Source organism: Rhizobium sullae (assembly GCF_900169785.1).
In the GTDB taxonomy this organism is placed as follows: Bacteria; Pseudomonadota; Alphaproteobacteria; order Rhizobiales; family Rhizobiaceae; genus Rhizobium; species Rhizobium sullae.
Map to the genome: position 1 here is coordinate 75,814 of NZ_FWER01000008.1, position 26,052 is coordinate 101,865.

Annotated in this window: 25 protein-coding genes and 1 tRNA gene; 15 read left to right on the top strand and 11 right to left on the bottom strand. The window is 60.7% G+C overall.

The annotated features are described in order from the left end of the window. Positions 1–84: 84 nt before the first annotated feature. A complete protein-coding gene (dapA, locus tag BN1800_RS09080; protein ID WP_027507440.1) occupies positions 85–969 on the bottom strand; it encodes a 4-hydroxy-tetrahydrodipicolinate synthase in 885 nt (294 codons plus the stop codon). A gap of 215 nt (positions 970–1,184) precedes the next feature. Here dapA and BN1800_RS09085 point away from each other — a divergent pair, with 215 nt between their 5' ends. Further along, on the top strand, positions 1,185–3,260 hold the full coding sequence (locus BN1800_RS09085; RefSeq protein WP_086996611.1) for a lytic transglycosylase domain-containing protein: 2,076 nt from the start codon (positions 1,185–1,187) through the stop codon (positions 3,258–3,260). 59 nt (positions 3,261–3,319) lie between these two features. Next, a complete protein-coding gene (locus tag BN1800_RS09090; protein WP_086996615.1) occupies positions 3,320–4,213 on the top strand; it encodes an alpha/beta fold hydrolase in 894 nt (297 codons plus the stop codon). 98 nt (positions 4,214–4,311) lie between these two features. Here the strand turns inward: BN1800_RS09090 and BN1800_RS09095 are convergent, their stop codons facing one another. The 4 genes from BN1800_RS09095 to BN1800_RS09110 form a co-directional block, all read right to left on the bottom strand. Then, complete coding sequence (locus BN1800_RS09095) at positions 4,312–5,403, bottom strand: porin (RefSeq protein WP_086996617.1); 1,092 nt, start codon at positions 5,401–5,403, stop codon at positions 4,312–4,314. A 544-nt stretch (positions 5,404–5,947) separates the two neighbouring features. Continuing rightward, a tRNA-Ser gene (locus BN1800_RS09100) sits at positions 5,948–6,038 on the bottom strand. Between the two features lie 83 nt (positions 6,039–6,121). Further along, a complete protein-coding gene (locus BN1800_RS09105; protein ID WP_086996620.1) occupies positions 6,122–7,339 on the bottom strand; it encodes an NAD(P)/FAD-dependent oxidoreductase in 1,218 nt (405 codons plus the stop codon). Between the two features lie 88 nt (positions 7,340–7,427). Further along, positions 7,428–8,543 carry a Gfo/Idh/MocA family protein gene (locus BN1800_RS09110; protein ID WP_086996623.1) on the bottom strand — a complete coding sequence of 372 codons (1,116 nt, stop codon included), beginning with the start codon at positions 8,541–8,543 and terminating at the stop codon, positions 7,428–7,430. 208 nt (positions 8,544–8,751) lie between these two features. On the opposite strand from BN1800_RS09110, the gene BN1800_RS09115 reads away from it, so the two are divergent. The 6 genes from BN1800_RS09115 to BN1800_RS41340 all read left to right on the top strand — a co-directional run bounded on the left by BN1800_RS09115 (position 8,752) and on the right by BN1800_RS41340 (position 15,705). Beyond that, the gene (locus BN1800_RS09115) at positions 8,752–9,627 is read left to right on the top strand and encodes a MurR/RpiR family transcriptional regulator (RefSeq protein WP_086996626.1); all 876 of its coding nucleotides are present in this window, start codon (positions 8,752–8,754) and stop codon (positions 9,625–9,627) included. Positions 9,628–9,719: 92 nt separating this feature from the next. Continuing rightward, positions 9,720–11,654 (top strand): bifunctional 5-dehydro-2-deoxygluconokinase/5-dehydro-2-deoxyphosphogluconate aldolase, encoded by a 1,935-nt coding sequence (locus tag BN1800_RS09120; protein WP_086996630.1) that lies wholly within the window; start codon positions 9,720–9,722, stop codon positions 11,652–11,654. Positions 11,655–11,678: 24 nt separating this feature from the next. After that, a complete protein-coding gene (iolD, locus tag BN1800_RS09125) occupies positions 11,679–13,529 on the top strand; it encodes a 3D-(3,5/4)-trihydroxycyclohexane-1,2-dione acylhydrolase (decyclizing) (protein WP_086996633.1) in 1,851 nt (616 codons plus the stop codon). 67 nt (positions 13,530–13,596) lie between these two features. Further along, positions 13,597–14,514, top strand: coding sequence for a myo-inosose-2 dehydratase (gene iolE, locus BN1800_RS09130; protein WP_027507450.1), 918 nt, complete (start codon positions 13,597–13,599; stop codon positions 14,512–14,514). 121 nt (positions 14,515–14,635) lie between these two features. Beyond that, the gene (gene iolB / locus BN1800_RS09135) at positions 14,636–15,433 is read left to right on the top strand and encodes a 5-deoxy-glucuronate isomerase (protein WP_027507451.1); all 798 of its coding nucleotides are present in this window, start codon (positions 14,636–14,638) and stop codon (positions 15,431–15,433) included. Positions 15,434–15,543: 110 nt separating this feature from the next. Further along, positions 15,544–15,705 (top strand): hypothetical protein, encoded by a 162-nt coding sequence (locus tag BN1800_RS41340; RefSeq protein ID WP_167333877.1) that lies wholly within the window; start codon positions 15,544–15,546, stop codon positions 15,703–15,705. A 29-nt stretch (positions 15,706–15,734) separates the two neighbouring features. On the opposite strand, the gene BN1800_RS09140 is transcribed toward BN1800_RS41340, so the two are convergent. After that, positions 15,735–16,169, bottom strand: coding sequence for a glyoxalase superfamily protein (locus BN1800_RS09140; RefSeq protein ID WP_027507452.1), 435 nt, complete (start codon positions 16,167–16,169; stop codon positions 15,735–15,737). Positions 16,170–16,506: 337 nt separating this feature from the next. Between BN1800_RS09140 and BN1800_RS09150 the strand changes: the two genes are divergently transcribed. Next, positions 16,507–16,857 (top strand): hypothetical protein, encoded by a 351-nt coding sequence (locus BN1800_RS09150; protein ID WP_086996637.1) that lies wholly within the window; start codon positions 16,507–16,509, stop codon positions 16,855–16,857. A gap of 276 nt (positions 16,858–17,133) precedes the next feature. Next, positions 17,134–18,000: a LysR family transcriptional regulator gene (locus BN1800_RS09160; protein ID WP_086996643.1), complete on the top strand. Its 867-nt coding sequence runs from the start codon at positions 17,134–17,136 to the stop codon at positions 17,998–18,000. A gap of 44 nt (positions 18,001–18,044) precedes the next feature. Here BN1800_RS09160 and BN1800_RS09165 read toward each other — a convergent pair whose 3' ends face one another. Beyond that, on the bottom strand, positions 18,045–18,491 hold the full coding sequence (locus tag BN1800_RS09165) for a baeRF12 domain-containing protein (RefSeq protein ID WP_027507456.1): 447 nt from the start codon (positions 18,489–18,491) through the stop codon (positions 18,045–18,047). 270 nt (positions 18,492–18,761) lie between these two features. Here BN1800_RS09165 and BN1800_RS09170 point away from each other — a divergent pair, with 270 nt between their 5' ends. After that, positions 18,762–19,169 carry a hypothetical protein gene (locus BN1800_RS09170; RefSeq protein WP_027507457.1) on the top strand — a complete coding sequence of 136 codons (408 nt, stop codon included), beginning with the start codon at positions 18,762–18,764 and terminating at the stop codon, positions 19,167–19,169. A 96-nt stretch (positions 19,170–19,265) separates the two neighbouring features. Beyond that, entirely contained in the window at positions 19,266–20,378 is a 1,113-nt protein-coding gene (locus BN1800_RS09175; RefSeq protein WP_086996738.1) for a pyridoxal phosphate-dependent aminotransferase, read from the top strand. Between the two features lie 162 nt (positions 20,379–20,540). Here BN1800_RS09175 and BN1800_RS09180 read toward each other — a convergent pair whose 3' ends face one another. Further along, positions 20,541–20,807 carry a sel1 repeat family protein gene (locus BN1800_RS09180; protein WP_022714612.1) on the bottom strand — a complete coding sequence of 89 codons (267 nt, stop codon included), beginning with the start codon at positions 20,805–20,807 and terminating at the stop codon, positions 20,541–20,543. Positions 20,808–21,244: 437 nt separating this feature from the next. Between BN1800_RS09180 and BN1800_RS09185 the strand changes: the two genes are divergently transcribed. After that, positions 21,245–21,583 (top strand): DUF2147 domain-containing protein, encoded by a 339-nt coding sequence (locus tag BN1800_RS09185; RefSeq protein WP_086996741.1) that lies wholly within the window; start codon positions 21,245–21,247, stop codon positions 21,581–21,583. Between the two features lie 159 nt (positions 21,584–21,742). Here the strand turns inward: BN1800_RS09185 and BN1800_RS09190 are convergent, their stop codons facing one another. Then, complete coding sequence (locus tag BN1800_RS09190) at positions 21,743–22,732, bottom strand: carbon-nitrogen hydrolase family protein (protein ID WP_086996646.1); 990 nt, start codon at positions 22,730–22,732, stop codon at positions 21,743–21,745. Between the two features lie 342 nt (positions 22,733–23,074). Continuing rightward, positions 23,075–23,776 (bottom strand): glutathione S-transferase N-terminal domain-containing protein, encoded by a 702-nt coding sequence (locus tag BN1800_RS09195; protein WP_027507461.1) that lies wholly within the window; start codon positions 23,774–23,776, stop codon positions 23,075–23,077. A gap of 164 nt (positions 23,777–23,940) precedes the next feature. Here BN1800_RS09195 and BN1800_RS41345 point away from each other — a divergent pair, with 164 nt between their 5' ends. After that, positions 23,941–24,111 (top strand): hypothetical protein, encoded by a 171-nt coding sequence (locus tag BN1800_RS41345; RefSeq protein ID WP_165928101.1) that lies wholly within the window; start codon positions 23,941–23,943, stop codon positions 24,109–24,111. A 64-nt stretch (positions 24,112–24,175) separates the two neighbouring features. After that, positions 24,176–25,681 (top strand): AMP nucleosidase, encoded by a 1,506-nt coding sequence (locus BN1800_RS09200; protein WP_027507462.1) that lies wholly within the window; start codon positions 24,176–24,178, stop codon positions 25,679–25,681. 4 nt (positions 25,682–25,685) lie between these two features. Here the strand turns inward: BN1800_RS09200 and BN1800_RS09205 are convergent, their stop codons facing one another. After that, positions 25,686–25,907, bottom strand: coding sequence for a hypothetical protein (locus tag BN1800_RS09205; protein WP_027507463.1), 222 nt, complete (start codon positions 25,905–25,907; stop codon positions 25,686–25,688). Positions 25,908–26,052 lie beyond the last annotated feature (145 nt).

Consider the following 26,052-nt stretch of genomic DNA (forward strand, 5'->3'; position numbering starts at 1 on the left):
AAAACCGCGCCCTCATTTCCTGCCCTTATGTAGGGAAACAGCCGGAACTTGTGAAGACGGACGCCGCCCGCCTTCACGCTCCGCTCAGTTCAGCAAACCGGCGTGGCGCATGGCGGCGTCGATTGCCGCTTCCGTCGCCGGCTCTAGCGTGGAGATGAGCGGGGAGCGCACGTTGCGGCTCATGCGTTCGAGTTTATGGAGGCCGTATTTCGCGCCGCAGAGGCCGGGCTCTAGGAAGATCGCCTTGTGCAGCGGCATCAGGCGGTCCTGGTATTCGAGCGCCTTCGTGTAATCGCCCGCAAGCGTCGCCGCCTGGAACTCGGCACAAAGACGTGGTGCGACGTTCGCCGTCACCGAAATGCAGCCGACGCCGCCATGGGCGTTGAAGCCGAGGGCCGTCGCATCCTCGCCCGAGAGCTGGCGAAAATCCTTGCCGCAGGTGATGCGCTGTTCGGAGACGCGCTCGATCTTGCCGGTCGCATCCTTGACACCCACGATGTTCGAATGCGCCTTGGCAAGCGCGCCCATCGTTTCCGGCGTCATGTCGACCACCGAGCGGCCGGGAATGTTGTAGATATAGATCGGCAGCCTGACGGCCTCGGCGACGGCCGAGAAATGCGCGATCAAGCCTTTCTGCGTCGGCTTGTTGTAGTAAGGCGTGACGACGAGCACGGCATCAGCACCGGCCTTCTCGGCGTGCTGGGCAAGCTCGATCGCCTCGCGCGTATTGTTCGAGCCTGCGCCTGCCATGACCGGCACACGCTTGGCCGCCGCTTCGATGCAGATTTCCACGACCCGTTTGTGCTCGGCATGCGACAGCGTCGGAGACTCGCCGGTCGTGCCGACCGGAACGAGACCGCTGCTGCCCTCCCTGATCTGCCAATCGACATGGGCGGCGAAGGAGGCTTCATCCACCAGTCCGGCATCAGTGAAGGGGGTGACGAGGGCGGGAATGGATCCCTGGAACATGCGCAACTCCTCACGGCTGATATCCACGCTTCAGCCGCATTCCTTGAATATAGGTTGCGCACCATAAGGCGGCGAAATCGCCGCGACAAGCGCGCATAGATCGGTTTAGGGCAAATTCCGACATCAAATGTGAACGAATTTTACCGGTTTCGGTAAGGTTTCATTAAGAGGCCTGTTGCGAAACTCAAGGCATATTTTCCTCGCGAGTATCCCGGATGAAAAGAGCTGTGTTGATCTTCTCCGCCCTCGGCCTCGCGGCCGCCGCGTGGAGCAGCGTCGCCGCGCCGCTGCCTGAAGCGGGCACTCCGGCACCCGGAGTAAAGCCACTCGGCTTCGTGCCGCAAACCTCCGTGCCGGGATCGATCATGACCGGCGCCATTCCGCGCAGCACGACCGTCGCGCCCGTGAGCGGCAGCTTGAAGGCCGGATTAGACGCACTTTCCGGCAAGAATCCCGGGCAGGCCATCTCGATCCGCAACGGCATGGGCAAGGGGACGCTCGACCGGCATATCCTGACATGGGCGATCGCCGTTTCCGGCATCAAGGGCGTGCCTTCCTACGAGATTGCCGGCGCCGCACAGGAACTCAAGGGCTGGCCGGGGCTTTCCAAGCTGCGCGCGAATTCCGAGCGCGCGCTCTATGACGAAAATCCGGACCCGGCAGCGGTCCTTGCGGCCTTCGGCGATACCGCACCGGAAACGACCCCGGGCGCGATGATCCTTTCGCGCGCACTGGTTTCTGCGGGCAAGCAGGCGCAGGCCGAGAAATATATCCGCAAGGTCTGGCGCAGCGAAGCGCTGGACAAGGAGACGGAAGACAAGATCCTGACGGAGTTCTCCGCTCTACTTGGTGCGGCCGACCACAAGGCGCGGATGGAATATCTGATGTATCGCGGCCGGACGGCACAGGCCAAGCGCTTCGGCGACATGGGCCAGGCGCAGTCTCTCCACAAGGCGTGGTCGGCAGTCGCAGGCAAGGCTGCCAATGCCGGCGCGCTTCTGAATGGAGTCGACAGCAAGTGGTCGAAGGATCCGGGCTATCTCTTCGCCCGCATCGAATATCTGCGCAAGCAAGACAAATATGTCGAAGCCGCCAAGCTTCTGGGTCAGATGCCCTCCGTGCGCGACGCGCTGGTCAATTCCGGCGAATGGTGGAACGAGCAGCGTATCGTCAGCCGCGGCCTCGTCGACCAGGGCCAGTTCAAGGAAGCCTACCGCATTGTCGCCAACCATGTCGCGACGAACCCGACGGACATCGTCGAAGCCGAATTCCATGCCGGCTGGTACGCGCTGCGCGGACTGCAGGATCCGGCAACGGCCGAGACGCATTTCCGCAAGATTCTGCAAGTTTCGAACGGTCCGATCTCCGTTTCGCGGGCCTGGTATTGGCTGGGTCGCGCGGCCGAAGCGGGCGGGCCTGGCAAATCCGCTGAATTCTACGCAAAGGCAGCAAACTTCCCGAGCACTTTCTACGGCCAGCTCGCGGCCGAGAGGCTGGGCCGCAAGACGCTTAACGTCTCCTATCCGTCGCCGAGCGCCGAAGACCGGCAACGCCTCCAGTCCCGCGAGGCGGTGCAGGCGATTTCACGGCTTGAGGCCGCGGGCCACGGCTGGCGCGCGGCCAGCCTTTACCTGGCGCTCGCCGAGCAGCTGCAAAGCGCCGGCGAACTTGCGATCCTGACGGCGCAGGCCGAACGCTCCGGCGACCATCACCTGTCGCTCCAGGTCGGCAAGATCGCCTATTCGCGCGGCATGGATGTCGCCGCCCTTGCCTTTCCTGTGGGCGTCATCCCCGCGAACGCGAATATCTCAGGTTCCGGCAAGGCGCTTGCCTATGCCATCGCCCGGCAGGAGAGCGCCTTCAACCCCGCCGCCGTCTCGGCCGCCAATGCCCGCGGCCTGCTGCAGTTGCTGCCCGGGACTGCCAAGTCCGTCGCCAAGCGCCACAACATCACCTATTCCGCCGACAAGCTGACGGCAGACGCCGGCTACAACGCGACACTCGGCGCGCATTATCTCGGCGAACAGATCGACGCCTTCGGCGGCTCCTACATCCTGACCTTCATTGCCTACAATGCCGGGCCGAAGCGCGTGCCCGAATGGATCACCCGCTACGGCGATCCGCGCGGCAAATCCATCAACGAGATCGTCGACTGGATCGAGCGCATCCCCTTCCCCGAGACGCGCAACTACGTGCAGCGCGTGATGGAGAATTACGAGGTCTACAAGGCGCGGCTCGGGCAGACGCCGGATATCGAGCGCGACCTAATCGGCGGACGATCTTCATCCTGATCGATTTCCTTATCTCCTGAAGCGGGCTAGATTTCCCAAGGCTCAATTGGGAAATCGCAATGTTTTCAAACAACACCGATGGCTCCGAGGAAAAGACATACCTATCGGCCGACGGCCTCACGCTCTACGCCCGCGACTACGGCGCCGGGAATCCGGCGGCATCCGCCTCCCCGCCGGTGATCTGCCTTCCCGGCCTGACGCGCAGTTCCCGCGATTTTCACCAGCTTGCACTGATCTTTTCGAAGGATCTGGAACATCCCAGGCGCGTGATCACGCTCGATTATCGCGGCCGCGGCCGATCCGAGTGGGATGACAACAAGCAGAATTACAATCTCGCCGTGGAGGCGAACGACGTCCTGACCGCCTGCGCCGCCTTCGGCATTCAACGCGCAGCCTTCATCGGCACCTCGCGCGGCGGGCTGATCCTTCATCTGGTCGCCGAGATGAAGCTGGAATTGCTGGCATCCGTCGTCCTGAACGATGTCGGCCCCGTGCTCGAACCGGAAGGGCTTCGGCATATTCAGAACTATCTCGCAAATCCGCCAAAACCCCGCGACTGGGATGAGGCGACCAGATTGCTTCGCGAACTGCACGAAGCGGAATTTCCCGCTCTTTCCGCCGACGATTGGCGCGGCATGGCTCACGCGATCTATCGCGAGACTGGCGATGGATTGGCCGCGGATTTCGATCCGGCGATCGCAGAGGCGATGATCGCCGCCGACTTCAGCAAGCCGGTGCCGGATCTCTGGAAACAGTTCGACGCAATGGCGGAGATACCGCTTTTGATTATCCGCGGCGAGAACTCGAAGCTGCTGTCAAAGGCAACGGTCGAAGAGATGCTGAGGCGGCATCCGGCAGCACGGCAACTCATTGCAAGACATCAGGGACACGTACCGCTGCTGCACCGCGATGATGTGGAAGCGGAAATCCGTCGTTTTCTCCAAGATCTCTGACGGCAAAGCCGCTTCCGAACCTTCGGATGCAGACAACCGCACAACAAAAAGCCCGGCTCGAAAGCCGGGCTTCCCGATTTGACCGAAGTCAGATCAGATTAGAACGAACGCTGCAGGCGGAAGAAGCCCGTTACGCCGTCAACGTCTTCAGCATCGTCGAAATCCTCGGCGACGTAGTTGACAGTAACCTTCGTGGAGAGGTTCTCAACGATTTCGTAGTCGAGCGTGACACCAGCGCGCCATTCGCTGCCGCCGTCGAATTCGCCTTCAACGTCGGACTCGATGTTGTTGGTGTACTGAACAGCCGGGGTGATGGTGAACTTGTCGGTTGCCTTGACAGCGTACTGAGCAGCGATTGCCCATTCGCCGTTGGCGTAGTAGTCCGACACACCGCTTGCCCATACACCGGCAAGACCGAACGTGCCCGGGCCGATGTCTGCGTAGATGATGCCGCGGATGGCGCCCTCTTCACGATCGATGTCGTAACCGCCGAGAAGTTCCCAGCTGATGGCACCGAACTTGCCGCCGACAGCAGCATCGATACCGACGTTGTTGCCGCCATCAGTGTACTGGCCGGGGGTAAGGACACCGTCGATGAAACGGCTTTCCGTACCGGTGTTTGTCAGCTCTTCAACTGCGATACCTGCGTAGAAGTCGCCAGAGTCATACTGGTAACGGATCGCGTTGAAGTTGGTGTTGTTGTTGATGGATTCAGTTTCACCGGAGAAGTCGGCATCCCACCAGTTGACGAACTTACCAACGCGGAAGCCAGCGATGTCGATGTAAGCTTCATCGATAACGGTGTCGTTCTGAACGTCTTGGCTGTTAGCAGGGCCGTTCGGACGGAAGTTCGCCTGATAGACGATAACGCCGGTGAGCGGACCGTATTCGGTGTCGCTCTTGGCCGTGAAGGCGACCTGACCGCGGGTACGGGCAGACCAATCTTCGCCGCCGTAGGTCTGGTCAGCAACGTCACCAGCAGACCAGTCAACCTGGAAGCGGATGTAGCCCTGGATCTTGAGGCAGGTTTCGGTGCCTGGGATGTAGAAATAACCAGTACCGTAAGCGTCGCAGACGCGAACGTATTCAACCGGCTCCGGCTCGGCAGCGACGATGGCGTCGGCAGCCTGGGCGCCGGAAACTACTGCGAGAGCAGCAGCGGAGCCGAGAAGAAGGCTCTTGATTGTCATAGTGACCTCCAATTCAAAGTTTCGATCGGGTCTGGGATTTTTCGCCGTTAGAGCAGCGTTCCCTGCCCCATCCCCATGTTTCAAGAAGTCGGACGATCAACCGCCCTCGCTTCCGAAGTTGAAAATACAAGACCGCGCCTCTCACGCAATCACCAACTTACGCCTTTGTGGTATTTGCATCCGCCTTACCGGCGTCCTGTTGCTGAAAGGCCACAAGTTGGGCAGGCGCCGCCGCATTTCTTTATGGTTTGTTAAGAAACTGCCGCTTTTGCAGGGGTTTAGCATCACCTCACATATATGGCGCGACGCCTGCTGTGCCGCATTGATACCAATTTCCGGCCAGATTCGGGGGGCTTTTATGACAGCCCGCGACTGGGCCATCGCTGACCGACACCCGAATGGACCAACGCTTCCGCCGCCGGAATCGCTTGCCGGCGAGGATTGATTCTCTCCAGCCGATTCCACTCGCGGATGGATTCGGTTTCACGGCATGCGCATCGTCCGGACGGTCGTGCAGGCAAAAGCGATTTTATGATTGATTGGATGGCGGAGAGGAAGGGATTCGAACCCTCGATACGCTTTTGACGTATACTCCCTTAGCAGGGGAGCGCCTTCGACCACTCGGCCACCTCTCCGGTGGGAGCCCTGATAGAGTCATTCGGCAGGTGAAGCAAGTGCTTTTTCGGCTTCCGCCCCGGAAGAAAACGATGCTGCGATGTCAGGCCAGCAACTGCTTGAGATCGGCGGCGGCGTCCGCCAGCACGGCCTTGTCGGGATTGATTCCCGTTTCCAGCAGCTTCTTGCCCGTCACATAGGCTTTCGCGTCGTTGATCGCGTCGACGGCGATGAACTGGCCGTTCCTGAAATACCAGATGGAATGGGCGCCTTCGCGGGCGCCGGGGCGAAGGAGGGTTTCGTCGTAGCCGAGGTTGAAGCCGGCGATCTGCAGCTTCACGTCATACTGATCGGACCAGAACCACGGTTTCGGCTCATAGGGCGCATGACCGCCGGCGATGACTGCTGCTGCGGCGTCGGCCTGGTCGACGGCGTTCTGCACCGATTCGAGCCTTATCTGCCCATCCTGCCAGGGCTGCACTGCGCAATCGCCGGCGGCAAAGATCGAAGGGTCCGAGGTGCGGGCGAATTCGTCGACGAGGATGCCGTTGGCAACGTCGAGGCCGGCTTCCTTGGCCAACTGGTCGTTCGGCACGACGCCAATGCCGACGATGGCGAAATCGATGTCGATTACGGAACCATCAGAGAGCTCGGCGCCACAAACATGTCCATCCTTGCCGATGAGGCGCTTGAGTCCGGTCTTTTCGCGGATCACCACATCATGGCTCTCATGGATTGCGCGGATGATGTCGGCCGTCTCCTTGGCGGCGACACGCTGCAAGATGCGGTCGGCCATTTCGATGACGGTCACTTCGAGGCCGCGATAGCGCGCGACGGCTGCCGCTTCGAGACCGATATAGCCGCCGCCTATAATAAGAACGCGCCGGCCGGGGCGCATCTCGTCAGCCAGAAGGTCCGCGTCGCGCTTGTCGCGGGCGACATAGACGCCGTTAAGGTCGCCGCCGACGGCTGCCGGCAGCTTGCGCGGCGCCGAACCCGTGGTCAGTGCCAGCGTGCCGTAGTCAAGAATCGAGCCATCCTGCAGCGCCACCTGCTTCTTGTCGCGGTCGATCTGCTCGACCCAGGTCGCGAGACGGATTTCGACATTGTTGTCCGGATACCAGTGTTCCGGGCGGAACAGCAGGCGATCGAAGGTCATCTCGCCGAGCAGATATTTCTTCGAAAGGGGCGGACGCTGGTATGGCAGAACGTCCTCGGCGCCGATGATGGTGATCGGGCGGGTGTCCTGTAGAGCGCGCAGCTTTGCGGCCATCGCGAAACCAGCCTGCCCCGCGCCGATGATTACCAGTCTGTCCGTCACGATCCCACTCCCAGAAGCAGCGTCATTATATAAAGGCGAGAGGTACCCCCCGCCCCTGGCGCCGTCAACAGGAAGCCGATCTTGCCTGTCAGCCGATCTCGATCCAGCGGCGCTCGTGGAACGACTGTGCCATGGCGTGAACAGACTTCTCTATCCTGAGACCGTCTTCGAATGTCACCAAGGACGACGGGGCGCCGGAAATGGCGCGGATCAGTTCGCGGCATTCGATGATCTTCAGGTCGTTGAAGCCGAGGCCATGGCCAGGTGCGGGAATGAAGCGGTCGTAGGGCTGGTGTGCGGGTGCCGCGAGGATCTTGCGGAAACCCTGCTCCGTGCCACGGCCTTCGGCCTGGTAGAGTTCGAATTCGTTCATGCGTTCCTGATCGTATGCGATTGAGCCTTTCGAGCCGAATATCTGCAGTGCGATGCGGCCCTTGCGGCCCCAGGCGGCACGGTTTGCCATCAGCACGGCGGAAATGCCGCCGCCAAGTCGCATCAGGACGTTCGCGCCATCGTGATTCTCGACGGCACGGCGACCTCCCTCCTTCGTGGGGCGGTCGGCATAAGGCTTCACCATATCTGTAATGACGGCCTCGACGTGGCCAAAGAGATACCAGAGCAGCGACAGCGGATGGACAGCGAAATCGTCAAGCGCGCCGTAACCGGAAGACAGTTCGCTCTTCCAATAGAAGACGCCGTCCGGGTCGGCCATGAAATCCTCGTCCATCTCAACGCGGATGTGGTTGACGGTGCCGATCGCGCCCTCGCCGATCAGCGTCTTGATGTGCCGCATCACCGGGTTCTGGATATAATTGTAGCCGAGCACGGCGACTTTGCCGGAGGCCTTTGCCGCTTTCAGCATCTGCTCGGCTTCGGCAAAAGCGGGCGCCATCGGCTTTTCGCACCAGACATGCTTTCCGGCTTCGAGCGCCGCAATCGCCATTTCGGCATGGAACTGGTTCGGTGTAGTAACAGAGACGATGTCGACCTCCGGATCGGCAATCAGCGCCTTCCAATCGGCCGCCGCCTTTTCAAACCCGAATTCGGCGGCGCGCGATTTTGCGAGGTCCGCATTGCTTTCGGCGAGGTGCACGAGCCTTGGGCGCTCGACATCACCGAAGACAGTTTTCACCGCATTCCAGGCCAGCGCGTGGCACTTGCCCATATAACCGGTGCCGATCAAACCGATGCCAATTGGCTTCATTTCCACCACCTCCTCCATGTCCGTGGCGATTTTTGGAATATTTGGACCGTTTTGACAAGCCGGCATGGCTGCGTCATCTGCGCCAGGCAACGCCGAACACTGTTCAAAACCCTTCAATTCCACGGGATTAAAAACAGTTAGGATCGAAAAGCGAAATCATTTATGCTTTTGAATATGGAATATTTGTTTCATCTTCTGGACCGCCTGCATGGATAACGACCCCAAGAGATTCGTGCGCGTGCCCCGCGATTTCGAAAGCCTGCGCAGCACGATCATCGAGCGCAAGGCAAGCATGCCGAAGCGGCTGGCGCAGGTCGCCGCCTTTGCGCTCAGCCATCCCGACGAGATCGCCTTCGGCACAACGGCAAGCATTGCTGCTGCTTCGGATGTTCAGCCGTCGACGCTGGTGCGACTTGCGCATCACCTCGGCTATGAGGGCTTCTCAGATCTCCAGAGCATTTTCCGCGAGCGGCTGCGCGACAGGACGCTGAGCTATGAGGAGCGCCTTGCCACGCTGGAGCAATCCGGCGGCGCCGACGAGGACGCCAATCTGCTTTCAGGGTTCATCGCCGCGGCCACCCAATCCATCAACCGCATGGCGGCGACGGTCGGGACGGAAACATTCACCCGGGCCGTCGACATCTTGGCTGCGGCGGATACCATATATCTTATAGCGAAACGCCGCTCCTACCCGCTGACGGCGCATATGACCTATGCCTTTTCGAAACTCGGCATCCGCCACCAGATCGTGGCCTCACCGAACGGGGTCGATCCGGAGATGGTACAGTTCGCAACGCCGAAGGATGCGGCAATCGCGGCCAGCTTCTCACCTTATGCTGCCGATAGCCTCAGTCAGGCCGAAGGGCTGGCTGATCGCGGCGTGCCGGTCGTCGCGATCACCGATTCGGCTTTCTCGCCGCTTGCGGCCTGCGCTGCCTGCTGGTTCGAAGTTGCCGAAGCCGACTTTGCCGGCTTCCGCTCGCTTTCCGCCTCCATGGCGCTGGCAATGGCGCTGCCTGTGGCGATCGCCGAGCGCCGACGCAAGTTTCACCACCCGAAAACCGCAAAAGAGAAAATGGAATAAACATTCCGAATTGACAAAAATACGGAACTAATGTTTCATTATTCAAAATTTGCAGGCGGCAATGCCCTGCACGAATCCAGCGGGAGGACATCATGGCACAACCGAATCCGGGTCCGCGGCCCGAGCCGTCTCTTGATGTGATCACCATCGGCCGCTCGTCCGTCGATCTCTATGGCCAACAGATCGGCTCACGGCTGGAGGACATCGGCTCTTTCGCCAAATCCGTCGGCGGCTGCCCGGCCAATATCGCGATCGGCACAGCTCGCCTCGGCCTCAAGTCCGGCCTGATCACCCGCGTCGGCAATGAGCAGATGGGCCGTTTCATCATCGAGCAGTCGGCGCGCGAAGGTGTTGCGACCAAGGGCATCAAGACCGACAAGGAACGGCTGACGGCGCTCGTGCTGCTTGCGGTGGAAGGCGAAGGCGTTTCACCGATGATCTTCTATCGTTCGGACTGCGCCGACATGGCGCTCGACGAAGACGATATTGACGAGGACTTCATCAAGTCGTCGCACGCGGTTCTCGTGTCCGGCACGCATTTTTCCCGCCCGAATACCGAGGCCGCGCAGCGCAAGGCGATCCGTATTGCCAAGGCGAATGGGCGCAAGGTGATCTTCGACATCGACTACCGGCCGAATCTCTGGGGGCTTGCCGGCCATGCCGAAGGCTTCGAGCGCTATGTGAAGTCCGACCGCGTCTCTTCCAAAATGAAAGAGACGCTGCCGGATTGCGATCTCATCGTCGGCACGGAAGAAGAAATCCTGATTGCTTCCGGCGCGGACGACGTGCTTGGAGCACTGAAGGAGATCCGCCGCCTTTCCGCGGCAACGATCGTGCTGAAGCGCGGCGCGATGGGCTGCATCGTCTACGATGGGCCGATTGCCAACGATCTGGAAGCGGGCATCATCGGCCAGGGCTTCCCGATTGAGGTCTTCAACGTGCTCGGCGCCGGCGACGCCTTCATGTCCGGCTTCCTGCGCGGCTGGCTGAAGGACGAACCGCTGAAGACCTGCGCGACCTGGGCCAATGCCTGTGGGGCCTTCGCCGTCTCCCGCCTGCTCTGCTCACCGGAATATCCGACCTGGGCGGAGCTCGACTTCTTTTTGAAGAACGGCAGCGAGCATCGGGCGCTGCGCAAGGACGAGGCGATCAACCACATCCACTGGGCATCGACGCGCAAGGGCAACATTCCGTTGCTGATGGCGCTCGCCATCGACCATCGATCGCAACTCACCAGCGTCTGCGACGAGCTGGGTATCGACTACAAGAAGATCGTCGCCTTCAAGCGGTTGGCCGTCGAGGCGGCGGCACGCGTTGCCGATGGCCGCGATGGTTATGGCATGCTGATCGATGAACGGTTCGGCCGCGATGCCTTCTTCGATGCGGCGGCCAAAAACTTCTCCTGGATCGGACGGCCCGTCGAATTGCCGGGTTCAAAGCCTTTGCGCTTCGAGTTTAGCCAGGACATCGGCTCGCAACTCGTCGAATGGCCGCTCGACCACTGTATCAAGTGCCTCTGCTTCTATCATCCGGACGATCCGGCCGATCTGAAGAGCGAGCAGCAGGAGAAGCTGCGCACACTCTTCGAGGCGGCGCGCAAGGTGGGCCGCGAACTGCTGGTCGAAATCATTGCCAGCAAGAACGGACCACTGACCGACGGCACGATCTCGACTGCCATGGAAGAGCTTTACGCGCGCGGTATCAAACCCGACTGGTGGAAGCTGGAGCCGCAGGCTTCGACAGCTGCCTGGAAGAAGATCGAGGCCGTGATCGCCAAGAACGATCCGTGGTGCCGCGGTATCGTGCTGCTGGGGCTGGAGGCGCCCGCCGAAGAGCTCGTGAAAGGCTTCGAGGCCACGCTCGCCGCGCCCTCCGTCAAGGGTTTTGCCGTCGGCCGCACCATTTTTGCCGACGCGGCGCGCGCCTGGCTCTCCGGCAACATGAATGATGAGGAAGCGATCGCCGATATGGCCGGACGCTTCCGCCGACTGACCGAGGCCTGGTTGAAAACCCGCGGGCTGCATTAATTAAGAGCATTTGGGAGGTGCCCGATGGGCAAGACAATCCGATTGACGATGGCGCAGGCTGTTGCGCATTTCCTAAAGAAGCAGATGACCGTGATCGACGGCAGGAAGGTACCGATCTTCGGCGGCGTCTGGGCGATCTTTGGCCACGGCAATGTCGCCGGCATGGGCGAAGCTCTCTATCAGGTGCGCGGCGAGCTGCCGACCTATCGCGCACATAACGAACAGGGCATGGCGCATGCGGCGATCGCCTATGCCAAGGCGAGCTTCCGCCAACGCTTTATGGCCTGCACGAGCTCGATTGGCCCCGGCGCCTTGAACATGGTGACGGCAGCCGGCGTCGCGCATGTCAACCGCATCCCGGTGCTCTTCCTGCCCGGCGACATCTTCGCCAACCGCGCGCCCGATCCGGTGCTGCAGCAGATCGAGGATTGGGGCGACGGCACGGTTTCGGCCAACGACGCCTTCCGCCCGGTCTCGCGCTATTTCGACCGCATTACCCGCCCCGAGCAGATCATCACGGCGCTCAAGCGTGCCATGCAGGTGCTGACCGATCCGCTCGACTGCGGCCCGGTGACGCTCTCGCTCTGCCAGGACGTCCAGGCGGAAGCCTTCGATTATCCGGAGAGCCTCTTCGAAGAAAAAGTCTGGACGATCCGCCGTCCGCATCCGGACACCGATGAGCTCGCTTCCGCGATCGCGCTCATCAAGTCGGCCGAAAAACCGGTGATCATTGCCGGCGGCGGCGTGCTCTACTCACAGGCGACGAAGGAACTGACAGCCTTCGCCGAGGCGCACGGCATTCCTGTCGCCGTCAGCCAGGCCGGCAAATCGTCGATCGACGAGCGCCACCCGCTGGCGCTCGGCTCCGTCGGCGTCACCGGCACGTCGGCTGCCAACTCCATGGCAGAGGAAACCGATCTCATCATCGCCGTCGGCACCCGCTGCCAGGACTTCACCACCGGCTCCTGGGCGCTATTCAAGAACGACAAGCTGAAGATCCTAGGCCTCAACATCGCCGCCTACGATGCCTATAAGCATAACGGTCAGCCGCTGGTCACCGACGCCCGCGAGGGCCTGAAGGCGCTGTCGAAGGGGCTTGGCGGCTGGAAGGCGCCGGCAGCACTTGCGGAAAAGGCGACGAAGGAAAAGAACGTCTGGATGGATGCAGCCAACAAGGCGATGGCTTCCACCAATGCCGCCCTGCCCTCGGATGCGCAGGTTATCGGCGCGGTGACGCGCTCGATCGACCTGGAAAAGGCGATCGGCCTTTGTGCGGCAGGCGGCCTGCCGGGCGAGATGCACAAGCTGTGGCCAGCCACAGCCCCCGGCAGCTACCATATGGAATACGGCTTTTCCTGCATGGGTTACGAAATCGCCGGCGGCCTCGGTGCGAAGATGGCGAACCCGGACAAAGAGGTCTTCGTTCTGGTCGGCGACGGCTCCTACATGATGCTCAACTCCGAGCTTGCGACCTCGGTGATGATGGGCATCAAGGTGAATATCGTTCTGCTCGACAACCGCGGCTACGGCTGCATCAACCGCCTGCAGATGGAAACGGGCGGCGCGAACTTCAACAACCTGCTGAAGGACTCCTATCACGAAGTGATGCCGGAAATCGACTTCCGGGCGCATGCCGAGAGCATGGGCGCCATCGCGGTCAAAGTTTCCTCGATTGCCGAACTGGAAAAGGCGATTGCCGATTCGAAGAATAACGAGGGCACCTCGGTCTTCGTCATCGACACCGACCCGCTGATCACGACGGAAGCCGGCGGCCACTGGTGGGATGTCGCAGTGCCGGAAGTGAGCCCTCGCCAACAGGTCAACAAGGCGCATGCGGCTTACGTAAAGGCACGCGCCGCCCAGCGCGTCGGCTGATCGGCTGCTGCCATTTTACCGGAAGAGCGGTCCCGCTCGTCCAACAATGCCTTTAAGGAGACTATTGATGAAGGCCAAACTTGGCATGTCGCCCATCGCCTGGTGGAACGACGATCTTCCTGAGCTCAGCGACGATGTGTCCCTCGAGGAATGCCTGCGGCAGTCGCGCAGCGCGGGCTTTACCGGCATGGAAAAGGGCCGCCGTTTCCCCGAAGACCCGCAGGTGATGCTGCCCATCCTGCGCGCCGCCGACGTGACGCTGTGTGGCGGCTGGTTCTCAGGCACGCTAGTCGACGAGGAACTTGCCGCGAACAAAGACCGCATCACCCCGATGATCGAGTTGTTCAAAGCGGTCAATGCGCCCTGCATCGTCTATGGCGAGGTCGGCCGCTCCATACAGGGCGACCGCTCCAAGCCACTCGCGACCAAGCCGCGCCTCTCCGATGACGAGATGAAGGCCTATGCGCGCCGCGTCACCGAGTTCGGGGAATGGTGTGCCGACCAGGGCATGCCGCTCTCCTATCACCATCACATGGCCGCCGTGGTCGAAACCGAGCCGGAGCTCGACGCCTTCATGCACAATTCCGGCGAAGGCATTCCGCTGCTGCTCGATGCCGGGCATCTGGCCTTTGCCGGCGGCGACGTGCTGCGCGCTGTCGACAACCACCACGCCCGTATCAACCATGTTCACGTCAAAGACATCCGCAGACCTGTCGTGGATGGACTGGACCGCAGCCGGCAGTCCTTCCTCGACGCGGTGGCGCTTGGCGCCTTCACCGTGCCTGGCGACGGCTCGCTCGATTTCGGCGCCATCGTCCAGCGGCTCGCCGATTACGGCTATGAAGGCTGGTTCGTGGTCGAGGCCGAACAGGACCCGCGTAAAGCGCCCCCGCAGAAGATGGCCGAGATCGGCCATGCTGAATTGATGCGCGTCATGACGGCTGCGGGTTACACGGTGGAAACGGAAGGTTTTCCCAAGGGGTAACGGGAGACCTACCGGGTCTTCGGAGCAAGACGCAGCGCGGCACATCCCTTCTCCCGTCGAGGAGAAGGTGGCGGCAGCCGGATGAGGGGGCCGCCCCCACTAACGCACGAGGAGACACACCATGCCAAACCTCAAGGTGAAGCCGTCCGGCACGAGCGGCCGCGTCATCCATGTCACGCCGGAAAGCGCCGGCTGGACCTATGTCGGCTTCGACCTCCACCGGCTGAAGCCGGGCGAAACAGCGTCCGGCGAGACCGGCGACCGCGAGATCTGCCTCGTCTGGGTAAGCGGCAAGGGCAAGGCGACGGCCGGCACGAAGGATTTCGGTACGCTCGGCGAGCGCATGAGCCCGTTCGAGGGGGCGCCGCATGCGATCTATATCCCGATGGAATCAACCTGGTCGGTGACGGCCGAGACCGATCTGGAGCTCGCTGTCTGCTCCGCTCCCGGCGGCGGCACTTACCAAGCCAAGGCGATTCCGCCCGGCACGCATCCGTCGCTCACACGCGGCAAGGGCACGAATGTCCGCTACGTCAACAATATCATGCCGGAGGACGACGGCTCGGCGCATTCGCTGCTGGTCGTCGAAGTCATCACGCCCGGAGGCCATACCTCTTCCTATCCGCCGCACAAGCACGACCAGGACAACCTGCCTCACGAAAGCTTCCTCGAAGAGACCTATTATCATCGCCTGAACCCGCCGCAGGGCTTCGGCTTCCAGCGCGTCTACACCGACGACCGGTCGCTGGACGAGGTGATGGTGCTGGAAGACGGCGACGTGACGCTCGTTCCCAAGGGCTATCACCCCTGCGCCGCGACGCATGGCTACGACCTCTACTATCTCAACGTCATGGCCGGTCCGAAGCGCATCTGGAAATTCTACAACGCACCCGAGCACGAATGGCTGCTGAAGGCCTAGCGCCGCGTTCGATCGCTAAATAATCTGACAGCGCGAAAGCCGCGCAGGTGGTTCACTGCGATCTTATGGTCCCGTCCCGATCAGGGGACGATCAACCGGAGGATCATCAGATGAAGAAGACCACATGCGCTGCCTGCGACTGCGAACTCGGTCCCGGAGCCATTAGCGTCAAACTCGGCGGCAAGATCGTCGAGGTCTGCTGCGAAGAATGCGGCGCAGCGCTGAAGGAGGCCGACGCCGCTGCAACCACAGCGGCGACCGGCAAGAGCTAGACCTCTCCGGCAGCTAGAGCCTTTCCGGGCTAGATATCGAGCGCCAGATGCGGCCGGCCGTTCGATGTCTTGCGCGGCGAGACGCCGTTCGTGTCAACCTGCGCGTTGATGCGCTGGCGGAAGGCGGAAAAGCTCTCGAAGGTCACGACATCCACCGGTTCATCGAAATGGATTGTGATCTTGTGAAGCCCGCCGCCGGTCTCTGCGAGTGCCAGAATCTTGCCGGTAAACGGCTGGTTCAGGTAGCGGCCGCGCACGTGCGAGCCGACGGAGAGCGCTGTGATGGGATCGGCGTTCGGTTTCGTTGCGAGAGCCGAGAGTGTGTTCCAGTCACGCACGCCATGCTGCTGGGCAACGAGTTCGAGTGCGGCGCTGTGCGAAATCGCGCTACCGCGCGTTTCCATCGCCTGGCGAAGCCGCTTTGCCTGCGCCTTCAGTTCATCGATGGGAAGATAGGTCGTCATGTGTTCAGCCTTTCGGAAGGCATGCCATTTCGACTGCAAAGGGGAGCTCGCATTGCCGTCAGTCAGCATGCACCAATTGGCTGCGATGTGAACTTCGAGGACTTCACCATGGACTTTCATCCGCGAGCGGCCGGCGCCTCGAACCAGCGCCTGATATGGGCGACGCCGCTCGTCCTGTCAAGAACGCCCCAGAATGGACCGTCCTGCCTCCACCGATCGCTGAAAATCAAGGGATTTCTTGTCCAGCCACGCATAAGGCTCAAATTCTATTGATCCTGTTCAATACCTGTCAGCATTCTTGCGTTACCTTTCAATCGGACAACGAGTGGAGGCTAATATGGCCTTTCAGACGCACCTCAACGACGACAATAACAAGCAGGAGAAATCCTACCGGGATTTCTCGCTCGACCGGCCCGGCAAGATCATTTTCGTCGGCCATCACCTCAGCACCGGCACGCAGGTCCGCTGCCTGATCCGCACCATCAATCTCGCCGGCGCCGTCCTCGAAGTGAGCCCGACGATCGAGGTTCCGAACCACTTCTTCCTCGAAATTCTCGGCATCCGCGACGAGATCGGCTCGACGGTCGTCAAGCGGGAAGGCGAGCTCGTGACGATCAGCTTCAACATGCTGATCAATGCGGAATTCCTGCACCATGTGCTGCGCCTGAGCTTCGAAGCGGACGTCTGACGCGCTTCGCCTTACGGTCGGGACGGCGGGCGCTGTCGCGCGCGGCAAACCACACGATCAACGGCAGGAGCCACCGCAGGCCGTCCCAATCCGGCCCGTCGAGCGGGTCTGCGAAAGGGTCGTGGCGGCCGCTTCTGTTTCTTGTCTCCAGCCCGTTCCAGAGAGCTACCCAGTTGAGAAGCATTGTCAGGTTCTCCATCTATCTGTTGGAGCACTTGAACTAAGCCTTCGCCGTCGCCGAATGTAGAGCTTGCGGAAGAAAGGGGGTTTTCAGAAATGAAAGACGCGAACTGGGACGATCTGCAACTCTTCTTCCACGTGGCGACCGCCGGCGGACTGTCGGCAGCTGCGGCAAAGACCGGCCTCAGCCCGCCGACGATCGGCCGGCGCATGCTGGCGCTGGAGCGCGCCACGGGCCGCGCGCTTTTCACACGCGGTCCGACCGGCTATCTGCTGGCAAAGGACGGCACGGCGCTTCTGGAGCGCGTGCGCCTGATGCAGGAGGCCGCGCAATCGATCTCCGACTGGCGCGGCGAGGTGCTAACCCTGCCGATCGTTTCGACGGCGGCCGACAGCTGGACGTCGCGTTTCATCGCCGACCACCTGGCAAGAATCTGGACGCCGAAAGACCGGTTCCGCATGTGCTACAAGACCTGCGATGTGAATATCGATTTCACCTATCGCGAAGCGCATATCGCCATCCGGCACAGCCGCCCGGAAAACGGCAATATCGCAATCCGGCGATCAGTGACGGTCGCGCACGCCGCCTACCAGGCGGCAAGCTTCGATAATGACAACCGCAATTGGATTTCGCTCGGCACCGACAGCGCCATCACGCCGGCGGACAAATGGACCTTCGAGCAGCCGGACTCCTGGATTACCGGCTGGACGAATACGCCACACATGCTTTTCCACCTGATCCGCGGCGGCGCCGGGCGCGGCGTGCTTCCGTGCTTCATAGGCGATGCGGAGCCCAGCCTGACACGCGCCGGACCGATCATCGAGCCGCTCACCTATGACATGTGGATCACCGCGCATGACGACGAACGCCAGCGGCCGGAGGTGCGCGCAGTCATCGACAGACTGGCAGCGCTATTCGGCGAGAATGAGGATTTGTTCGCGGGACGGAACAGCGGCGGGTGAGAAGAGCGCGAGCCCTTGTACACGCTCTTCTTCCGGTGGACCGATCAGGCAACCAGGCGGCGCTCGATCTCATCGACCGGCATGTTGGTATAATCCTTGGGGACTTCCGCCGAGATAGCTGCCAGCGCTTCGGCGCTCAGGTTCGGCCTCAAAGTACCGAGCGCCTTGGGCGGCGCCACCAGGATGATGCGGCGAGCGTTTTTTTCACGGACCAGCTTATCCAGCTTCGCAGCGATCTGCCTCAGAAAATCTGCTTCCGCCTGCGCCTGCCAGTCCGTTTGCTCCATGGCGCTGCCGCTCGTGCCGTCCGGAGCGTGGGCCCGTCCCGGCTTATCGGAGCCGAGTTCGCGGGTGGGCTCGCTGGGTTGGCTCAGCGTTTCATACACCTGCAGGTTCATGAGAAGCGCATTGCCTGCATTGCGCATGATCAAAGCCTTCGCACCATCACAGACCACAACCCATGATTCCCACGGCACTTTGATGTCAGCCATTTTCGTTTCCTCTTGATGGATTATTCGAAGCGAAACGCTTCATCGACAGAGGCAAAACGTACAGTAATTGAAAGAGTTCGGAGGGTCCACGCATAAATCGATTCGGAGAGGTGATCCGATACCTGAACTCGCGAAATCAGGCTTGTGCGCCTAAAAACAAAATTAGCTTTCATTAAAATTGTCCCGATCCGTTTGACGAATGCGAAAAGCATTCATGTGACGCTATGCGACAACAGGGCCAGGATGAGCTGGCCTAGGGAGAGCCGCGTCATGTCCATGCTCCGAGCAACGCACCTTGCTACGGTCAGATCGGAAGTCTACGACGTACGCTGGGAGCAGTTCAATGTGCAGCGCCCGGCCCGCATCGTCGCCGTCCGTCCATGCCTGACAGGTATCTCGCTTCGAAGCGCTGAAATCCTCGATATTTCCCGCGGCGGTGCCACCTTCGTCGTCTCGTCGACGGCCGGGCTGCCAAAACACTACTATCTCAACATTCTCGGCCTTGCCTATCGCATCGGTTGCGCGGAGGTCTACCGCAACAACGAGCGCATCGGCGTCCGCTTCATCAACGTCATGGATCCTGAAATCCTTCGACGCGTCGTGCGCGCCGATTTCATGGCCGGCAACATAGAGGCAATGGAAGCGCGCCGCTCGACGCGCATCGAAAGCAGACCGTAAGTCAGTCCGCGCGCTATGAAATAATCTTCCTTGCCTTGAGGATGCCAGCGCCTATTGTTGGCGCGATTTTTCATCATCCCGGGAATCTGCATTTCGATGTCCGCCTTTTCGCGCTTCACGCCACTGGTCAGCGCCCTTCCTTCCACCGTTCCCTTTGTCGGTCCCGAGGCCATCGAGCGCCAGCGCGGCCTCAAGGTCGAGGCCCGCATCGGCGCCAATGAAAACGGCTTCGGCCCCGCGCCCTCCGTGCTTGCCGCGATGCGCGAGCAGGCGGGCGACATCTGGAAATACAACGATCCGGAAAACTTCGATCTCCGCGAGGCGCTGGCCGCCCATCTCGGCGTGACGGCTGCTAACATCGCGATCGGCGGCGGCATCGACGAACTGCTCGGCCAGATCGCCCGCATGGTGATCGAGCCGGGAATGCCGGTCGTCACGTCGCTCGGCGGTTACCCGACGTTCAACTTCCATGTCGCTGGCTTCGGCGGGCGGCTGGTGACGGTGCCCTACGCCAACGACCGCGAGGACCTCTCCGGCCTGCTCGATGCGGTGAAGCGCGAGAACGCACCGCTCGTCTACTTCGCCAACCCGGACAATCCGATGGGTAGCTGGTGGGATGCGGACAAAATCATCGCCTTCGCCCGCGCCCTTCCCGAAACCTGCCTGCTGGTGCTCGATGAGGCCTATAGCGAAACCGGCCCTGCCGGCTCGCTTCCCTCGATCGAGGCACTGATCGGCCTGCCGAACGTTGTCCGCACCCGGACCTTTTCCAAGGCCTATGGCTTAGCAGGAGCCCGGGTCGGCTATGCAATCTCGACGCCCGGCACGGCTCTGGCCTTCGACAAGATCAGGAACCACTTCGGCATGAACCGGTTGGCGACAGCGGCAGCACGCGCCGCGCTCAAGGATCAAACCTATCTTGTTGAGGTCGTGGGCAATATTCATGCCGCGCGCGAGCGCATCGCCGCAATCGCCCGCGCCAACCAGCTGTCGCCGCTGCCGTCCGCCACCAACTTCGTCGCGATCGATGCCGGACGCGACGGTGCCTATGCTCGCTCGATCGTCGAAGGACTGATGCAACATGGCGTCTTCATCCGCATGCCGGGGGTCGCGCCGCTCAACCGCTGCGTCCGCGTCAGCGTCGGGCCGGAGCGGGATATGACCCGCTTCGAGGACGCCCTGCCCCAGGTTCTCCGCTCGCTGGGTTAGATTGAAGCGTTCTCTTGGCTCTAAACGGAAAAACCGCGCCGGCCTTGTTTCTGCCGGTCGCGGTTTCCGTTCTCCCGGCTCAGGCTTTGTCCAAAGCGCCCGCCAGCCCCTCGTTTTGAGGTTGTTATTTCTCTCGATTATTCCTTCGTGCCGGAGACGGTCTCAGTGGACCGTCATCCACTCGCGGGCGGCGCGGAGTGCCGCGGCGAGCTGCATCTTGTCCATCGTGGCGGCGACATCGGCGCGAAGCTCGGCAGCACGGTCATTGCCCTTGATCGCGGCGATGTTCAGCCACTTGTGGGCGGCGACGAGATCGACGTCGCAGCCGCGGCCCGTTGCATACATCAGGCCCATTTCGCAGAAGATATCGGCGTTGTTGTCGCCACCCATGGTGGCCATTTCAGCATTGTGCATTTCAAAGCGTGCCATCGGTTTAATCCCTGTTTAGCCTGTTATCGACTTGCCCTGTTTTACCTTCCGCGCCGTGCCGTCTATCGCAGCTTTCGGTCCCGTCGGTGTGGCGGGTTTGCCCGCTCGTTTGATGGCTCCACTATGCCGGCACGCTTTCAAAAAACGCCTAAAATGCATGATTAATTTGAGACAAACAAAGTGCAAACACTTGGTAAAATTGGGTTTTTGTTAAACATCGGAGTCCCTGCGCATTAAGGACTTTTCGCACAATTTTACGAAAGATTCATATTTGAAAATCAACCTTTCGTTCACCACAAAATCAGCCTGCAAAAAGAGAAATGGAAAAATCCGGCGCAAAAGCACGCTGGAAATCGGCGATTTTCACCGACGCGGATATTCACCTTTACGTTCGCGTCAGTTATTTTCGCCGCGCTCAGGACATCAGGGAGGAAAAGATGATCCGCACACTTATTCTTGCCAGCGCAATGGCGCTTTCGGCCAGCCTTGCTTATGCGGAGGAGCCCATCGTTGGCAGTTGGAAGACGGACTCGGGCGAAACCGCCCAAATCGCTTCTTGCGGTGGCAGCTACTGCGTCACGCTGAAGACCGGCAAATTCGCCGGCAAGAAGATCGGAACGCTTGCCGGCACCGGCGGCACTTATAATGGCGAGATCACCGACCCGAAAAACGACAAGACCTACAGCGGCTCGGGAAGCGTTACCGGCAATTCGCTGACGATGAAGGGCTGCGTGCTCAAGGTGCTCTGCAAGTCGCAGAGCTGGACGCGGCTTTAAGACGCCCAGTCCGTCGCAAAGTCGACCTTGCGCTGATTTTTTTGCGACGGACATTTTCCTTGGAATTTACTGACAACGAGTTTGGCACGAATGTCAGGAACCCACGACAACATCGTGGTGTCAGGGGACCCAGTCGGCCCCGAAACGGTCGGAGATCATTTAGAATAGGTTTTTGCCGTCGCTCCTCGGATCACCGTTTACCTGATGAGGCGTGTAAAGATCGGTCCGGACCCGTCGCCGCCATGGCCTTGCAAGATTTTCCGGATCAATTTCGATGTCAGCGACAGCAATAGCGGGCATACCGTTCTTAGGGCATTGTGCTGCCCACTGACCATCTGGAGCGGCAATTCCCGAGGGAACGGCCGTGCTCTGGGGTGCAAGGTTGGCATAGCTGACCCAGTAAATATTGCTTGCCGCATGCCCCAATACCTCAGCGGCAAATGCCGGAGCATTAGAAGGGCTGTCTCCTGCTGTCGAGAAAAGGACGCAATCGACATTAAGTTTCTCGTATTCGATGAATATCTCGGGATAGTGCGCTTCCATGCCGATCGCGCAGCCGAAACGGAAGCCATCCACCTCAAAAGTCACTGGGATCTTCCCTGGCGAGTACATGAACGAGATTTTCGTGTTCGATAGCAGGCGCTCATCGTAGCGCGTCACCAGCTCCCCACGGTCGGAGACGACATAAAGGCTGTTATGCGGCCGGTGCGGCGAGGTGAGTTGATGGACGGAACCGAATATCGTCCAAAGCTTAAGCTCGTTCGCAAGTCTTCTGGTCGCTTCCAGTTCCTCGCGCAAAGCGCCCCATTCGAAGCGCGTCCAGTCGGAAGGCCCGATTTCTCTAGGTCCGGTTTCGGACATGATCCGTTTATGTGGCCAGCAGGTCGTGCCTTCCGGGAAATGTAACAGGCGAGCCCCGGCTTTATGAGCTTCCTCCATGAGGCGACGCATTTCTGCCGCGCTGGCATGAAGCGCCGGAATGTCACGGGGATCGTTGAACAGTGATGTTTGCGCTACAGCGATCCGCATTGAATGGATAGCGGGCTTGCCTGGCGGCTGGCGAATATGTTGGAGAGCTGCGGTGTATGATTCGCCGGTTTTGGCCGCGCGAGCACGTACACGGCGTTTGAGATTTCCGTTTTGCGTCATTGTCAGGCCTTTCACGTCCCGGACGCAGTTCCCCAGCAACCCACCCGAAACGATCGGACCAAGACAGCGACCCGAGACAGAAGTCCCTTTGCCTCCGTTCAAGACCATGCTGGGGAAGGTCTGGGAGGTTAGGCGCAGGCCACGCCAGAACAAAATTGTCGGGCAAGTGCCGATTCGTCAAGCTGTCGCAGAATCCCCCGATTAAAGCGACACTTGTGTGTCTGACTTTTGAACATTGCAAAACCAATCCTCCACCCGCGCCGAAATACCTTCAGCAGCGACGGCCGCCCTCAGCACCATGCTTCGAGTGACCGTCGCTTTCAGCCCTCGGGCTTTCGCATATCAGCGGGCGCGCTGGTTGAAGAGGATCTTCTGCGCTTCCTTGTCGTCAGCAATATTCGCCTGGCGTTCGCGCTCTTCCTTGCCGACTTCGATTCCCCTTAGAACCGCCGGGCGCCGGTGCATGCGCTCGAACCAGGCCTTGAGGTTCGGAAACTCGTTGAGGTCCTGGCCCTGGCGTTCATAGGGGATGACCCAGCCGATTGAGGCCATGTCGGCGATCGAGTATTCGCCGGCGAGATAGTCCCGCCCTTCCAGCCGCCTGTTCATGACGCCGTAGAGGCGGTTCACTTCGTTGGTATAGCGGTTGATGCCGTATTCGATCTTCTCCGGCGCATAGCTGCGGAAGTGGTGAGCCTGGCCGGCCATCGGGCCGAGGCCGCCGACCTGCCAGAAGAGCCATTCTTCCACCTGCACGCGCATCCGCTCGTCCGTGGGATAGAACTTGCCGTATTTGCGGCCGAGATATTGGAGGATGGCGCCGGATTCGAAGACCGAGATAGGCTCGCCGCCGGGGCCGTCCGGGTCGATGATCGCCGGCATGCGGTTGTTCGGCGCGATCTTCAGGAAGTGCGGCGCGAACTGCTCACCCTTGCCAATGTTGATGTACTTCACCTCGTAGGGAACGCCGAGTTCCTCGAGCATGATGCTGATCTTAAAGCCGTTCGGGGTCGGCCAGTAATAAAGTTCGATCGGTGCCGTCATCAAAATCTCCTTTGCGGGACTCAACACATAAGTGGCAGGGCGCCGCCTTCAAGCCGTCAACCATTGTGAACGCCAAATGAACCGGGACCTCAGCACCCGTTCAGCCGGGGTGTGGCAAGACTTATCTCAACGATAAGACGCATCTCGGCCCAAGGAACATGGACGTGCTTATTCTGGCAAGACGCTTCACCGTCATCACGCTGTTCGCGGCGGTTTTCGCGATCACATTTTCCGCAGCCGTCGTGCGCGGCGGCGGGGGCGGCGCGCAGTCGCATTTTGGCGCGAACTACACGTGCCTCAACGTGACCAGCCCCTTCTGCACCGGTATGCGCTAAAATATTCCCCGGCGGGCTGCAGGCGCGTCGCTTGCTTGTTAGTAAGGGCAATCTATAATGCGCCATGAGCAAAAGAATCTCTCCATTACCTCTTGATATTTCCTCGCCGCCTGCCTTTGAACCGCAAAGCTTCGATGATCCGGCACAGGCGGTCGACGCGCTAACCGCGCTTTACGAACGCAATACCACCTTCCTGATCGACAGTTTTTCGGAGCTTGCCAAGGGCGCGCCGATCACCTCGCGCTACCGCGCCTTCTACCCTCAGGTCAGTATCGAAACGACTAGCTTCGGCCATGTCGACTCCCGCCTGTCCTACGGGCATGTGACGGCGCCGGGCGTCTATACGACAACGGTCACCCGGCCGAAGCTTTTCCGCCATTACCTGAAGGAGCAGTTGGCGCTCTTGATGAGGAGCCACAACGTTCCAATCGTCGTGTCCGAATCCTCGACGCCGATCCCGCTGCATTTCGCCTTCGGCGAAGGCGCGCATGTCGAAGCCTCCGCCTCGACCTTCATTGACATCCCGATGCGCGATCTCTTCGACACGCCGGACCTAAACACGACCGACGACGAGATCGCCAACGGCGAATATATCCCGCCGCCGGGCGAACCCTCGCCGCTTGCGGCTTTCACGGCGCAGCGCATCGATTATTCGCTGGCCCGGCTTGCCCACTACACGGCAACGAGCGCGCAGCACTTCCAGAACTTCGTGCTCTTCACGAACTACCAGTTCTACATGGATGAGTTCTGCGCCTGGGCGCGCGAGACGATCGCCAAGGGCGGCGGCGAGGACGGCTACACAGCCTTCGTCGAGCCGGGCAACATCATCACACACGCCGGATCGAGCCAGCCGGAAACCGATGCCACGCCCCCCCGCCTGCCCCAGATGCCGGCCTATCACCTCAAGAAGAAGGGCCATGGCGGGATCACCATGATCAATATTGGCGTCGGCCCCTCCAACGCCAAGACGATCACCGACCACGTGGCCGTGCTGCGCCCGCATGCCTGGCTGATGCTCGGCCACTGCGCCGGCTTACGCAACAGCCAGCGGCTCGGCGACTACGTGCTGGCGCACGCCTATATGCGCGAGGACCATGTTCTCGACGACGACCTGCCGGTCTGGGTGCCGATCCCCGCACTTGCCGAAGTGCAGGTGGCGCTGGAAGCGGCCGTCGCCGAAATCACCGGCTACCAAGGTTTCGAGCTGAAGCGCATCATGCGCACCGGCACCGTCGGCACAATCGACAACCGCAACTGGGAACTGCGCGACCAGCGCGGCCCGGTGAAGCGGCTGTCGCAAGCGCGCGCCATCGCACTCGACATGGAATCGGCAACGATAGCCGCCAACGGCTTCCGCTTCCGCGTGCCTTATGGAACGCTGCTTTGCGTTTCCGACAAGCCGCTGCATGGCGAGCTGAAGCTGCCGGGCATGGCGACGGCCTTCTACCGAACGCAGGTCAACCAGCACCTGCAGATCGGCATCCGCGCCATCCAGAAGCTCGCGGCAATGCCGCCGGAAGCACTGCATTCGCGCAAGCTGCGCAGCTTCTTCGAGACTGCCTTCCAGTAAGGTCTTACCTCGCCGTCTCCAACTTTGTGCGATCCGCAACCATCTGCGGATCGGCATCGCGTGAGTCCGCAACTTGCAGGCCGGCGATGACTGCCGCAAATATCGCGAAAGCAACCACGAGCCGCGCAAAAAACGAACGGATATCTGTCTCGTAAAATTCTTCGCGAGCCTGCTCGTTGCGCCGCGCCCAGATGAAACTTGCAATGGCGACTTCCAAAACTCCCATGTCCTTCACTCCTTCGAGGTTATCGATGGAGCTTTGTCGAATCCGCGACGGCGATTTCGACATTCAGGCCTGAACAAAGATTTTTTTCTTTGCTGTCGAATTGCGTCTAGTCTCTTCGTCTACAGGCTGTGACAGGAAGCCGGGA

Bases quoted from the DNA above. Each gene is read 5' to 3' on its own strand.
- iolD (WP_086996633.1), top strand. From the start codon at position 11,679: ATGGGCAAGACAATCCGATTGACGATGGCGCAGGCTGTTGCGCATTTC.
- BN1800_RS09160 (WP_086996643.1), top strand. From the start codon at position 17,134: ATGAAAGACGCGAACTGGGACGATCTGCAACTCTTCTTCCACGTGGCG.
- BN1800_RS09150 (WP_086996637.1), top strand. From the start codon at position 16,507: ATGGCCTTTCAGACGCACCTCAACGACGACAATAACAAGCAGGAGAAA.
- iolE (WP_027507450.1), top strand. From the start codon at position 13,597: ATGAAGGCCAAACTTGGCATGTCGCCCATCGCCTGGTGGAACGACGAT.
- dapA (WP_027507440.1), bottom strand. From the start codon at position 969: ATGTTCCAGGGATCCATTCCCGCCCTCGTCACCCCCTTCACTGATGCC.
- BN1800_RS09115 (WP_086996626.1), top strand. From the start codon at position 8,752: ATGGATAACGACCCCAAGAGATTCGTGCGCGTGCCCCGCGATTTCGAA.
- BN1800_RS09175 (WP_086996738.1), top strand. From the start codon at position 19,266: ATGTCCGCCTTTTCGCGCTTCACGCCACTGGTCAGCGCCCTTCCTTCC.
- BN1800_RS09090 (WP_086996615.1), top strand. From the start codon at position 3,320: ATGTTTTCAAACAACACCGATGGCTCCGAGGAAAAGACATACCTATCG.
- BN1800_RS09110 (WP_086996623.1), bottom strand. From the start codon at position 8,543: ATGAAGCCAATTGGCATCGGTTTGATCGGCACCGGTTATATGGGCAAG.
- BN1800_RS09205 (WP_027507463.1), bottom strand. From the start codon at position 25,907: ATGGGAGTTTTGGAAGTCGCCATTGCAAGTTTCATCTGGGCGCGGCGC.
- iolB (WP_027507451.1), top strand. From the start codon at position 14,636: ATGCCAAACCTCAAGGTGAAGCCGTCCGGCACGAGCGGCCGCGTCATC.
- BN1800_RS09170 (WP_027507457.1), top strand. From the start codon at position 18,762: ATGTCCATGCTCCGAGCAACGCACCTTGCTACGGTCAGATCGGAAGTC.
- BN1800_RS09165 (WP_027507456.1), bottom strand. From the start codon at position 18,491: ATGGCTGACATCAAAGTGCCGTGGGAATCATGGGTTGTGGTCTGTGAT.
- BN1800_RS09200 (WP_027507462.1), top strand. From the start codon at position 24,176: ATGAGCAAAAGAATCTCTCCATTACCTCTTGATATTTCCTCGCCGCCT.
- BN1800_RS09095 (WP_086996617.1), bottom strand. From the start codon at position 5,403: ATGACAATCAAGAGCCTTCTTCTCGGCTCCGCTGCTGCTCTCGCAGTA.
- BN1800_RS09195 (WP_027507461.1), bottom strand. From the start codon at position 23,776: ATGACGGCACCGATCGAACTTTATTACTGGCCGACCCCGAACGGCTTT.
- BN1800_RS09185 (WP_086996741.1), top strand. From the start codon at position 21,245: ATGATCCGCACACTTATTCTTGCCAGCGCAATGGCGCTTTCGGCCAGC.
- BN1800_RS09085 (WP_086996611.1), top strand. From the start codon at position 1,185: ATGAAAAGAGCTGTGTTGATCTTCTCCGCCCTCGGCCTCGCGGCCGCC.
- BN1800_RS09120 (WP_086996630.1), top strand. From the start codon at position 9,720: ATGGCACAACCGAATCCGGGTCCGCGGCCCGAGCCGTCTCTTGATGTG.
- BN1800_RS41340 (WP_167333877.1), top strand. From the start codon at position 15,544: ATGAAGAAGACCACATGCGCTGCCTGCGACTGCGAACTCGGTCCCGGA.
- BN1800_RS09180 (WP_022714612.1), bottom strand. From the start codon at position 20,807: ATGGCACGCTTTGAAATGCACAATGCTGAAATGGCCACCATGGGTGGC.
- BN1800_RS09140 (WP_027507452.1), bottom strand. From the start codon at position 16,169: ATGACGACCTATCTTCCCATCGATGAACTGAAGGCGCAGGCAAAGCGG.
- BN1800_RS09190 (WP_086996646.1), bottom strand. From the start codon at position 22,732: ATGACGCAAAACGGAAATCTCAAACGCCGTGTACGTGCTCGCGCGGCC.